The sequence below is a fragment of the Bacillus sp. ISL-46 genome, assembly GCF_018613205.1.
Genome location: NZ_JAGGQR010000094.1, coordinates 1 through 12483, shown reverse-complemented (window position 1 = coordinate 12483; position 12483 = coordinate 1). Strand labels below are relative to the sequence as shown.

Genomic DNA, 12483 nt, shown 5'->3' with positions numbered 1-12483 from the left:
TAAATAAAGATCTGGGATCAACATTTGCTGGGCAGAATTTGCAGTTGGGAAAAGACTTGGTTCATGATTTGAAACAGAATCACTCGTTTAAATGGAAATTTACCAATAGTAAAGAAGCGTTTAAAGGATTAAAAAATGAAGATTTTTACATGGTAGTCGAAATTCCAAATGATTTCTCTAAAAATGGATCATCCTTGTTAGACGAACATCCTAGTAAAATGGGGTTGAGATATTACACAAATCCAGGGAAAAACTATACTGCATCAAAGATAGCAACCTCTGGAATGAGTAAAATCAATGAGAAAATATCAAATTCTATCACAAAACAATATGCAATCACATTATTTAATAGTTTAAATCAAGTAGGTGATAATTTACAAAAAGCAACTGACGGAGCGAATAAAATTGACCAGGCTGCCAACAAAATTACAAATGCTTCCGAAACCCTACAAGACTATTTGCAGAGTTTAGCTGTTGGCACCGTCTTATTTAAAGACGGCACACAAAGGATATACAATGGAACACAACAATTTCAAACGGAAATTGGCCAACTGTCTAACGGGGTTCAAACACTTCATAGTGGGATGGGTAATTTAGAAAATGGCTTGGGAGTCCTTAACAAAAATGGCGAAATTCTTTCTAAAGGTTCTAAAGAATTAGAACAAGGAGCTAACGATCTTAAAAGAAACTTACAGCAGGCATACCAGGGTACAATTGGGATTCAAGAAAAAATTGATCCACTTTTGATCGCGTTAGAGGATGTAAATGAAAAAAAGCCTGAAATAATAAGCCAACTGAACTCCTTACAACAAATTATTCAGGGCCAGAACCAACTAATTAAAGAACAAAAAGAGCTTATCAATACAAGCAAAAGTCTTTCAGAGCAAGAGAAACAACAGTTGCTTTCGAATTTGGATCATTTCATGTCTCCTTCCACCACAGGAGCGCCGGTTGATTTAGAACAAGGAATCACTGAATTCGGGTCTATGCTGTTAACCGTTTCACAAGGTTCACAGCAAGTGCAGAGTCAACTTGATCAGTTTGTAAAAGGACAACTATCGATGTATGAAGGCGCTAAAAAATTGGCAGAAGGGCAACATACCTTCAGTTCAAATCTAGGGACATTTAACAAAATGTTAGCCGAAGGACATAGTGGTGCTAACAAATTAACGAATGGAACCAGCGCTGTTTCTGACAGTATTTTAAAAATCGAAAAGGCAAGCAATCCATTTGCAAAAGGGATGGAAAAACTGAACTCAAGTGCAAATCAGTTAAGTGAAGACTCTCAAAAACTTGCAGAAGGTTCCGCATCAATATATAAAGGAGCTTCCCAACTATCTAACGGAACAGGTCAATTACTTTCTTCGTTACAATCCGGTGCTACAAAAGCGAATGAACTGAAATTGAATGATAAAAATTTTGACATGTTTTCTAATCCAACAAAGTTGGAATCTCACAAAATCAGTGAGGTAAATGATTATGGAGCTGGATTAATTCCTTATATTTTGGCTATAGGCTTTATGGCTAGTGCATTATTTTTCGTTTCTACCTATCAACTTAAGGAAACACCGTTAGAACCATCATCTGGGGCTTCTTGGTTTCTCAGTAAGCACAGTGTAGTGATTATGGTTGGGTTAGTTCAATCCATTCTAGCAGTAACTATACTTATCCAAGGCATGAGCCTAGAAGTTAAACATGTATGGGGCTTATATCTATTTACAATTTTGACGAGTCTTACTTTCCTATCTTTGGTGCAAATGCTCTGTACCATTTTGGGAAAAATCGGACAGATGCTTGGATTCATTCTACTCTTACTGCAAATTGGCGGCAGCTCTGGCACATTCCCTATAGCTTTAGCACCTCCATTTTACCAACACATACATGCATTCCTTCCAATGACGTACGCTATAAAAGGATTTCGTGACCTTATTTCGATTGGAAATGATCTGCATGATGTATGGAGCCATGCACTAATGTTAGCCGTGTTTGGATTTGTCTTTAATGCTGGTACTTTCTTATTTTTTGTTCTTCAATTAAGACAAAAGAAAAGCATCCCTGCCGCTTAAGCAAATCTTTTATATGTAAATGAATAAGCCCATTATTTCTTTTTATAGAGATAATGGGCTTATTTATATTGACTTATTTTCTATTTGATAATCCTTAATATTGACCTCCAATTTAAAATTTAGCTATGAAATCGAATAATGGCATATTATAGATTCCTTTAATATGCACGAAACTGTGAACCCACCACACCCAAAATATTTTTAAATCCACAAATCTTGCTGCCTTTTACCTTATCGGTGCAGCAACCATCCATACATGCCCGAATGGGTCTTCAATTTTTCCCACACGGTCTCCATGAGCAAGTCCTGAATCGATTTAAGGGAAGTTGAACCTGAACGCACAGCCCTTTCTACCACATCGTCGACATAATTAACATATAAATAGATAATAACAGGCGTCCCGCCAAGCGATTTCGTCGCATGATTGTGTCCGGAAAATTCATCGGATATCATAAAGCGTGCATTTCCAACTTTCACTTCACAATGCTCAATTTTTTCCCATCGCTATTGACCATTCTAGTTTCCTCGTCAGCACGAAATACATTCTTGTAAAATTCTATTGCATTTTTAGCATCATGCACTGCCAACATCGGGATGGCAACAGTAATGTCCCTTCTCATTTAGCAACTCCTCCCTCAGCTTAATACGATTTTCTCACGTATAAACCCTTAGGAGGGCTAATTTTTTCTAAAATTAAACAAAAAAGGGGGAACCTCAACAGGATTCCCTCAAAAGTTTAAGGTTTATTGCAAGCCATCTTGCAGATTAATGTCTAAAGAACTTACTTCCTTTCCATCCACAAAGAGTTTCCCATCCGTAATCGTAAATGGTTTATTAAAGTTAAATGGACCATGTTGGAAATCTTCCACGGATGAAAGTTGGTATTCCCCATCCGGAAGCCGGAATTGATAACGGCCATTTTGAATCCAATTTGAACCACTCCAGTTGCCATCTTTAGAACTGATTTCTACATAACCATCCGTTACTGGTTTTTCTCCATTATACACAGTACCTGATACGGTTATAGGAGCTGCAGCAATGTCAAGCTGCTCTGTAAGCTCACCATTTACATATAATTGGCCTGATACGATGCTAAATTCAGTTCCAGGACTGAAAGCTGTGCCATCATAAAGATACACCTCATAGACCTTGTAATCGCCATCTGGCAGGCGGAATTGGAATCTGCCTTCCTCATTGGCCCATCCCCACGATTGCACAGGGTTATCAGCATCGTTCATCTCCATGATGTAAAGATCACCCATTATCGGATTTCCTTTTTCTGTTAGAGTTCCCGTCAAGGTGATAGGTGGGACCGAAATCTCTAGCACATCCTTTAATTGATCATTTACATATGTCTTTCCATCCATAATAGAAAAAGAAAGATCAATGAAGGCATTTGTTCCATCCTCTAAATAAATTTCTCTTACTGTATAGTCACCATCTGCTAAACGCATTGTAAAGGTACCATCCTGGTTAAGGCTCTTCCCGCCATAAAAACTTTCATCAGCGGAACTAACCAAAATGAAGCCATTCGATACAGCCATTTCTCCATCTTTAACCAATCCATGGACACTAACTGGAGGGACCTGCAACTCTAGAATAGATTGCTCTTGGCCATCGATAAACAGTTTGCCATTTATGATGTCAAATTTGGTAGACAACGAAACGTCCTGTCCTTCTTCAAACAGGTAACCACCCCTAACTTGATAGCTCCCATCCTTTAAGCGTAACGAGTAGATTCCGTTTTCATCCGTTATCGCATCATACCACTCGTAGCTTCCGTCTTCTGACAGTGTTTCAATGTAAATTACGCCCTGCAATGCAGCCCCTGAATCAAGAAGCTTCCCATTAAAGGTAACAGGTGGCAAATCAATGTCTAAACTTGACGTTACTTTTCCATTTTGAATAAGTTTTCCACCACGTACCTCAAATGGAATGTTCACCCTCGTGCCGCGGTTTTGTTCATTTATATAAGTTACTGTATAACTGCCGTCATGTAATCTATATTGGAAGCTACCTTTTGAGTCAACTGGTGTCCCGTACCCATAATACACTCCGTCTGATGTTTCTCCTTCAAAATTTACATATGCATCCGTAATTGGCTTCCTTCCTTCAGAGAGGACACCTGTTACGTTAATATCTGGAACGGTTATTTCAAGTAAAGAAGCCTTTCTTCCAGCAACATAAACAGTTCCCTCTACCACTTCAAATGTTACGTTATTCCATGAAGAATAGGTTTCGTGGTAAACACTAATGGTATAGGTACCATCAGCTAATGCTCTTAAAGAAAATTTACCTTGATTGTTCGTTACGACATATTGAATAAATTCCGTGTCGTATTCCTTATCAGAAAGATGTTTTTCTAACACTACACCCGCCTTTGATAATGGCTTTGAATTATCCCCAACTTTCCCCATAATTGTATCTACAGGGATGTCTATAGATAGGTTTGTTTGTTGTTTACCATCCACTAACACCTTACCATCTTCGACAGTGAATCCCAGCTCATACCGATAAAAACCATTATCTACTTCTATCCCAAACAGAAAGTAATGACCATCTGTTAATGAAGCAGAAAAGCTTCCATTACCTATAGATGATACTGTATAAATTTCCTCATCGTGTTCCCCATAAATAATTAAATCGGCCTTTAAACCATTGCTTCCTTCCTTTAACACACCATTAAAATTACTAGATTGATTTAAAGGCTTCTTCTCTTTTTTCTTGTCTGAAAGATTGATTTCGCCTTCTTTTAATCCTTTGATCTTACCTTTACTTACGACAAAGCTTTGATTTGTACTATACCAAGTAGTGTTTTTGCCTTTAACACCTTTTACCGTGTATGTACCATCTGATAGCTTTGTTTGAAATGATCCTTTACCGTCCGTCATGGTTTGAATCCAATTTAATTTACCCTTTTCACGTATGGTAACCAGGGTGTTTTTTAAGGGTTTGCCACTCTCCTTAATCGACCCCTTTACAACTGTAGGGATATGGCCCTTTGTTGGTGCTGCATTTGCAATACCGTTTGTTACCCCCATGATACATACCAATAATAAAAGCATGTACATTATTTTTTTACCCATTCCTGTTCCTCCAACTCTAAATAAAAGTAAAAAAATGATAGTTTTAGTTTAAAAACTATCATTTTTTCCCAATTTAATATATTCGCTATATAACAATAAATCCCTTTCCAAATTTCACCAAATATAATTTAATTTCCGCTGTTTTATCAGATAGAGATACCTTCCATGGCCAAACAGGGATATGAAAGTTCCTCATAATACCTTTATTCCCTTTTTGTATAATAATGAGGAAATGGTGCATTATTCAGCAATGAATAAAGTTTCCTTGTTCAACTTATAAACCAAATGTGCAGTTGGATTTGCATTTAACCGATCCATTTAATGCCGAAGCGACACGTACGGAATGACAGAAAGGTGCTCTTTCCTTTCTGATCAGTCGGTAGTGCTGCCGCCCAAAGTCGTTCTGTATGCTTTTAACCTTAAGATGATAAAGTCCTTATTTCTGAAGAGAAATCGCAGCTAAAGGCTGCATGACTGGCAAAAAACTGTAGGAGGATTTAGGAATATCCAAAATTTTTGTAACTTACTCCTTGAATAACAGAAACAAATGTTCCTATAATATATAGAAGAGGGGGAATTTTTAATGAATAAAGATCATAAAGATCGTGGTATGAAGAAATTTATATTAATTGTCAAGAAATTAATTTGAATTTCAATAGTAACAAGTGATTTTTTATGATGTTACACAAAATGTAATGGAAAAGTAGGTGTCTTGAGGTGATTCGTGACAGAGGCCGTTTTAAATGGGTTTCAATGATGTTACCGGAACATGTAAATTACTAAGGGAATACAATGAAAGTTTAGATAAAGCCGAAAAACCGGCTTTGGATGAACAAAAATATGAAGAATTTTATGAAATTATCTGTGGGGTGAAAATGCCAATATTTAAAAGCCCAATTTCTCAGTATTGAATTTGAGAAATTAGGCTTTTTGTTACTCCACAATCGTGCCCTTTAATGGAATAAGCATTCAGCTATATTAGCTGGTTGTGGAATAAAAACTCAGTTAGTTCTAAAGAAGTTCAATGTTTCTCTAAATGTATTTTGTGCTGATTCTACATTGTATTTAGGTGAGTATGGATCACTAAATCCGTGTTCACCCTTACATATATGTATATCTATATTCTGTTTATCTAAAGTTGAAATTAGTTCATCAACATTAAACGATTTTTCTACTTCCGGGAAAAATAGCAATGTTGAACATTTTGGAGATATATTTACAAAGTCTCTAATACGTGAACCATAGTATCCGACAATCCCATCGACATATTCCTCTTCACTACACATCCATGCAACAGTTGCCCCTACACTAAATCCAATGACAAATATTTTTGAGTATTCATCTTTAATATCAGATAATATATTTTTTACTTTATATAATGCATTAATGAAAGCAACATTATCAATAAAATTGCGGTAAGCTTTTTCTTCTTGAGAATAGCTAAAAGGGATTTCTTGTTCTAATAAATTTGGACAAATAACATCAAAATATTGTTCTGATAATAATTCACATAAATCTGTTATATGTTGGTTAATTCCATATATTTCGTGTATTACAATGATTACTTTATCGGAATTTTTATGGATTTTGATCACCTTATACAACCCCTGTAATGATTTTCATATTGTTTAATTAATACCATATTATATTGTTTCTACCAATTTGCTCATTTGTTAAATACCAAAGGCGATGCCTCTTATATAAGCATCGCGCCCTTTAACGGAGTAAAGATACTCATAATAATTTAGACATATAATACTCATTAAAAGGCGTTCCATCAATCATAAGTGAATTTCTCTTCGTACCTTCAATTTCAAATCCACTTTTCTTATATAGAGCTACACCTGAGTCATTTTGTGTTACCACAGTAAGTTCTAATCGTGAAATATTATGATTTATTGCCCACTCCTCTAAACATTGAAATAAAGCTGTTCCTATCCCTTGCCCTCTGTATTCTTCTAAAATACCAATAACAAGATACGCAGAGTGCTTTGTTCTCTTAACACTTCCACCGACAGCAATCAAATAGCCTACTAACTTTCCTTCTTCTTTTTTTGCAATAAAAATTGTTGAATTGCTTTGCTGTTCAATGCGTTCTAATTGTTTACGTTGTTGTTCAGGAGTAGTTTTTCTTTCTCCTGCTTCCATAAGCATAAAATTAGCTTCAGTTTCAACTTGCTTAATTAAATTTATGAAATTCTCTGCATCATCATGTTTTATCTCTCTAATTAACATAAAAATCCCCCCACTTTCTTTAACAATCCTGCCCATAACTTAATTACAATTATTTCAAACTATGTGAGCTTCCTCAATTATTTATTCCATAAAATTATGCAAAAAGCACGTTCAATGAAGAACGTGCTTATCAAGATTGGTAAAGTTCAATTATTCTGTTAAAAGTATTTGCTATAGAAATCTTGCCGTAGCTTTCCACTAAATTGAGCATATATCTTCGTTGTTTCACTCTTTTCATGACCAAGTAAGCTCTGAATTACTTCAAGTGGTGCTCCGTTGTTGATCATGTGAGTCGCATAACTATGTCGCAATTGATGCGGATGAATACTCTTCTTAATTCCTGCACGACTTGAAATACGCTTAATGATATATCTTATAAGGTCGATACTCATACGTCTTTTGGGGCTTCTTTCGGTGATAAACAGGCATGGATCTTCATCGTCTCGTTCGTCTAAATATCTTTTCAACCATAGGGAGCAGCGAGTATTGAAGTACACTTCTCTTTCCTTATCGCCTTTTCCATGTACAATAACGGAATTCGTGGAGAAGTTAATATCTTCATGATTGAGTTTTACGACTTCTCCAATACGACAACCGGTAGAATAAAAAAATTCAAATAATGAGTTTTCCATGGAGGTTTGGCACGCTTCCCTGAGATGTTCTATTTCGAGCTCTGAAAGGAATTTTGGGATTCTTTTGCCTAGCTTCGGTTCCTTCAATTTAGCAGCTGGATTCTTGGAAATGAATCCTTCATCATATGTCCATTTGAAAAGTGATCGTAAACAACGAACTCGATGCCCTAGACTAGACAGCTTTAAATGCTCTCCTGCCTCAATTAAGTAGCTTTTGAGTTTCTCAGTAGTAAATTCACCCATATCAATATCGCCAAAGAATTTTGATAACAGATTGTATTGAAAGCAATAGGTTTTCAATGTTAGAGCTGAATATCCCTCGATCTTCTTATCAAGTTGATACTTCTCCCAAGCTTCAGAAAATAACATTGCATTTTCACTCTCCTGGGTTATGAACCAATTAATCTTGATTCTATTATGCTCAAAAAGAGTAAATTTCATACTATAGTTATTCAACAATCTAAGAAAACAATTTTCAGGATAGTCTCATAACACTTGGGAGACATAATTAAGACGCTTTCCCTATTCTGGAAAAGCCCCGATTGTAGAAGAGTCATTTAGTTTTTTGATATGTACCAATCCCAGCCCCGAAATTAGCTTCATACAACTTTTCAAAAATCTCAATCACTTGAAAAAAGCTTTCATCATAGGTTTTATCATTGTCAACTGTCCATGAGGTTGCTAACACTGTGTGACAATATCCCCATAGCAGTAGTCGCCTTTTATCTAGATTAAGTTTATTAGTGAAAATCTCTACTCGCTTTTCGATGACATCATAAACTCCCTGATTAGGTAGCTTATTTAACATATATTGTATCAAATCATACTCAATCTCACCGATTAAGCCCTTAGGATCAATTACTGTCCATGCCCCTTCCCCAGATGCGAGAACGTTATAATGGTGAAAATCCCCATGGAGGAGAAAATGTTGTTCTGTTGTTTGATTTAAGTATGTGAAGATTCTCAATGCCCTTTCTAGCGTTTGTTGGGAAATAGGTCCAACTCCATATGGATGTTCTTCCACAAGTATCCGAAGCTTTTCTTCCCTTGCTTCGGTAGTAAGGATTCTAGTATGAGCCGGTGCAGGAATGGATAGATTTTTTATTACATCAGCTGCGAATCGACAAGCCTCCTCATCATCTGTTACTTCCGCCAAAGTATACCCAGGTGAAAGTTTTTCTAGAATGATGATTCCATTTTCCTTATCTGAATCGATCAGTTGGACAATTCCTTTCTCCCCAAACAATTGTAAGGCTTCCAGCTCATCAAGAAGGCCTTCTCCCGGGATACAAATCTTCACTACTGCTTCTGTCTCGTCTTCCATGATATCGGGTGCAACGTAATTGATGGAAAGGGAATAAGGTTCTTTTATCTTCATGGACCATTTTTGTTCGCAGAAATGAATTAAATTCGGCAAATTTTGTAACCAGGCTTCCCCCTGTTCTTTAAAGTATAAACGCACTGACTGAACAAAGTGCTTTGGTAGATCCATAATGTCCTCCTTTTTAACATGTGTAACGTATTATAGTTCGTGTAGTCACTTTAATCCCATCTAATATTTGAATAATTCCATACAACATCAATTAATTCAATTTACTTCCTAAAAAACCTTCCATTCTTTTGAAATACCGTCCTAAATTAAAAAGACGGAGTCCTTATTAAAGGAATGCGCCCGTTTGTTGAAGATCAATAATATTTTAAGAACTTCTGAAGCTAACTAGCCATATTGAACTCCCGTTTAGTAAAAATCACACTGAAAACAATCACAGCGGAACCATGGAGCACAATTTTTAAAAAACTTCTTAATATTCCTTGACAGGAATATTCCTATCTGGTTATATTATAATCATGAAAACAACTTTGAATGCTCTTGCTGAGCCCAACCGGCTACACATTGTCGAACTCTTACGTGAAGGCCCTCTCACGGTAGGAGAAATTGCCAATCGACTTGGGCTCAACCAGCCACAAACTTCCAAACATCTTCGTGTACTTAGTAATGCAGGACTTGTTGAGGTGAATGCAATCTCCAATCGACGTATCTACAAGCTGAGAGCCGAGCCGTTTAAAGAGCTGGATTCCTGGTTAGAGTCCTACCGCCATATTTGGAACGAGAGATTCGACCGCTTGGACGAATATCTGCAGGACCTACAAAGAAAGGATGTGAACCATGACGACAAGTAGGAGTCCTGCCAAAGATTTAAAAAAAACGATATTGGAGGAATGAGGTCATGGCAAACCTTTTGACTTCTGTAGAAGATCGGAAACTTATTAAGAATAACCAAACCAAAGAAGGAAATAAGGTATCTCTGAAGAATATAACAATCGGATACTGGTTTTTTACGGGGCTGTTGATAGCATTAATGCTTTTAGGTTCTATTCCTGATATAATGTCCGCCCCTGAAGCAGTTGCTTTATTCAAACATTTAGGGTACCCTTCATACCTTCTTCCCTTTATTGGCGTTGCCAAATTGTTAGGTGTTATAGCGATACTGATGCCCGGCTTTCCAAGAATTAAGGAATGGGCTTATGCCGGATTTGTCATCGATTTGACGGGTGCCATGTATTCAACTATAGCAGTGGGCGATCCTTGGGTATTTTTCATTATTGGGTACATTTTGATTGCTGGATCCTATGTTTTCTACCATAGAAAACGAAATGCCGTTTCATTAAGTCATGCGAAATAACTTAAAAAAAATTTATTGGGAGGAATTATAAATGTCCAACAACGCTATGATTTCGAGGGTGGAGAACGATCGAGTACTCGTGCTGGAGCGTATTTTCGACGCGCCGCGCGACCTTGTGTTCAAGATGTTTAAAGATCCCGAGCATCTCAAACGCTGGTGGGGGCCCGGAGGCTGGGAGCTTCCTGTCTGCAACGTCGATTTCCGGCCGGGCGGCGTTTGGCACTACTGCATGAAGTGTGTCGATCAAAACCAAGGTGAATTTTACGGTATGGAATCTTGGGGCAAAGGGGTTTATAAGGAGATCATCGAGCCGGAGAAGATCGTCTACGTCGATTTCTTCTCGGATGCTGAAGGCAATACGAATGACGCCATGCCATCGACTGATATTACATTGGCATTCATCGATCTGGGCGGCAAGACGAAGCTTATCAACCGCGCTGAATATGCATCGGCGGAGGGCCTCAAGACCGTTATGGATATGGGCATGCTGCAAGGAATCACCGAAACTTGGGACCGCCTGGAAGAGGTTCTTCAGCAGCTGAAATAAGGAAATATCACGAACGGCCTCCCGGCAGGCCGGTTAAATCGAAACCTTTATCTATAGTAACGAGTTTGGAAATTACTTATACAAGGGAGTGTAAAAATCAATGATTAGTAAAGTCGGTCAAATTATGTTGTATGTAAATAACCAAGATGATGCAATGGATTTTTGGACAGAAAAAGTTGGATTTAATGTAATTTCTGAAGAAAATAATGGTCAAGGAATGAGATGGATTGAAATTGCTCCTACAGAGGGTGCAGAAACAAGAATCATTCTCCATAATAAGGAATTCGTTGCTAAAATGGCTCCTGAATTAAATCTCGGTACACCTTCTTTAATGTTTTTTACGGAAAATCTCGATCAATTACATGGCGACTTATCAAATAAAAATGTCAAAGTCGGAGAAATTGTAAATATGCCTTCCGGAAGAGTATTTAACTTTGCAGATAATGAAGGAAATTACTTTGCTGTAATGGAAAAAAAGTAATTTACTATAACGATCAACCATTCCTTATCGTACCTTTTGTGGTACTTTAGAACTAATCAATATCCATTTTAGGCGGCTGACTGGAATAGTCGGCCGCCTTTTTAGCTACCGACCCTGGGCTAATGTTCAACAAAATGTACCCCAAAAAGATCAAACTTTTTTATAAAAATTTCATCTGTATTAAAACTGTAGAATCTATTTTGATGGATCTTTTTTCATAATAGATTCTTTTTGTTTACTGTCAAATAAAAGGTTTAGCTGCTTCTTTGTATCAAACTTTATTTCAAAACTACAGGTAACAATTTATGAATTCAACTTCGATTGCTTTCTAACTAGAATTGCCGATCTTCCACAAACTGGCCCTAAAATGAAAAATGAGCGCTTATCCTTGTTCCAGGATAGCGCCCGATTGCGGAAGATCAAGATAATTATTATGATTGCTACTTTAGCTTGGTGAACTAACGCACCCGTTGAATAAAATTTGTTAATATTTTGCAAAATTCGGGCTTCTTCGATGCATTGTAGCCTGCTCAAAAGAGTAAGCTATTTTGATTAATACACCTTCACTAAAAGCAGTACTTGCCAAAGTCACTCCAAAGGGTCTTCCATTTTTCATATATCCAGCAGGTATAGATATGGAAGGATAACCAGCTTTAGCACATATTGTTGAGCCTATATACGAAGGAAAGAGAATAGCATCAAGGTCATACTTTTTTAAGGCAAAGTCAATCCCCTGTTCCTGAGAAAAATAC

Annotated in this window: 13 protein-coding genes and 1 pseudogene; 6 read left to right on the top strand and 8 right to left on the bottom strand. The window is 37.0% G+C overall.

The annotated features are described in order from the left end of the window. Positions 1-2066 (top strand): YhgE/Pip family protein (locus J7E67_RS29235; RefSeq protein WP_214733364.1); only part of this gene is annotated, 2066 nt, incomplete at its 5' end. Positions 2067-2297: 231 nt separating this feature from the next. Here the strand turns inward: J7E67_RS29235 and J7E67_RS29230 are convergent. The 3 genes from J7E67_RS29230 to J7E67_RS29220 all read right to left on the bottom strand — a co-directional run bounded on the left by J7E67_RS29230 (position 2298) and on the right by J7E67_RS29220 (position 5152). Next, a complete protein-coding gene (locus J7E67_RS29230; RefSeq protein WP_214733363.1) occupies positions 2298-2543 on the bottom strand; it encodes a VOC family protein in 246 nt (81 codons plus the stop codon). Next, positions 2540-2686 carry a VOC family protein gene (locus J7E67_RS29225; protein ID WP_214718506.1) on the bottom strand — a complete coding sequence of 49 codons (147 nt, stop codon included), beginning with the start codon at positions 2684-2686 and terminating at the stop codon, positions 2540-2542. The genes J7E67_RS29230 and J7E67_RS29225 overlap by 4 nt, the downstream gene beginning before the upstream one ends. A 123-nt stretch (positions 2687-2809) precedes the next feature. After that, positions 2810-5152 (bottom strand): carboxypeptidase-like regulatory domain-containing protein, encoded by a 2343-nt coding sequence (locus J7E67_RS29220; protein ID WP_214718508.1) that lies wholly within the window; start codon positions 5150-5152, stop codon positions 2810-2812. A gap of 743 nt (positions 5153-5895) precedes the next feature. Between J7E67_RS29220 and J7E67_RS29215 the strand changes: the two genes are divergently transcribed. Further along, positions 5896-6063 (top strand): YolD-like family protein, encoded by a 168-nt coding sequence (locus J7E67_RS29215; RefSeq protein ID WP_251027084.1) that lies wholly within the window; start codon positions 5896-5898, stop codon positions 6061-6063. A 90-nt stretch (positions 6064-6153) separates the two neighbouring features. Here J7E67_RS29215 and J7E67_RS29210 read toward each other — a convergent pair whose 3' ends face one another. From J7E67_RS29210 to J7E67_RS29195, 4 genes are all read right to left on the bottom strand, one after another. Next, on the bottom strand, positions 6154-6747 hold the full coding sequence (locus J7E67_RS29210; protein ID WP_214718510.1) for a dienelactone hydrolase family protein: 594 nt from the start codon (positions 6745-6747) through the stop codon (positions 6154-6156). 139 nt (positions 6748-6886) lie between these two features. Next, entirely contained in the window at positions 6887-7387 is a 501-nt protein-coding gene (locus J7E67_RS29205; protein ID WP_214718519.1) for a GNAT family N-acetyltransferase, read from the bottom strand. 158 nt (positions 7388-7545) lie between these two features. Beyond that, positions 7546-8388 carry a tyrosine-type recombinase/integrase gene (locus tag J7E67_RS29200; RefSeq protein ID WP_214718521.1) on the bottom strand — a complete coding sequence of 281 codons (843 nt, stop codon included), beginning with the start codon at positions 8386-8388 and terminating at the stop codon, positions 7546-7548. Between the two features lie 184 nt (positions 8389-8572). Further along, positions 8573-9511: an aminoglycoside phosphotransferase family protein gene (locus J7E67_RS29195; protein ID WP_214733362.1), complete on the bottom strand. Its 939-nt coding sequence runs from the start codon at positions 9509-9511 to the stop codon at positions 8573-8575. 356 nt (positions 9512-9867) lie between these two features. On the opposite strand from J7E67_RS29195, the gene J7E67_RS29190 reads away from it, so the two are divergent. The 4 genes from J7E67_RS29190 (at position 9868) to J7E67_RS29175 (ending at position 11731) form a co-directional block, all read left to right on the top strand. Further along, positions 9868-10200 (top strand): ArsR/SmtB family transcription factor, encoded by a 333-nt coding sequence (locus J7E67_RS29190; RefSeq protein ID WP_214713024.1) that lies wholly within the window; start codon positions 9868-9870, stop codon positions 10198-10200. Positions 10201-10247: 47 nt separating this feature from the next. Next, the gene (locus J7E67_RS29185; protein WP_214713023.1) at positions 10248-10703 is read left to right on the top strand and encodes a DoxX family protein; all 456 of its coding nucleotides are present in this window, start codon (positions 10248-10250) and stop codon (positions 10701-10703) included. Positions 10704-10734: 31 nt separating this feature from the next. Continuing rightward, a complete protein-coding gene (locus J7E67_RS29180) occupies positions 10735-11250 on the top strand; it encodes an SRPBCC domain-containing protein (RefSeq protein ID WP_214713022.1) in 516 nt (171 codons plus the stop codon). A 100-nt stretch (positions 11251-11350) separates the two neighbouring features. Next, positions 11351-11731, top strand: a complete 381-nt coding sequence (locus J7E67_RS29175) for a VOC family protein (protein ID WP_214713021.1) — start codon at positions 11351-11353, stop codon at positions 11729-11731. Positions 11732-12215: 484 nt separating this feature from the next. Here J7E67_RS29175 and J7E67_RS29170 read toward each other — a convergent pair. After that, positions 12216-12483, bottom strand: a pseudogene (locus tag J7E67_RS29170) (amidase); the annotation flags it as partial.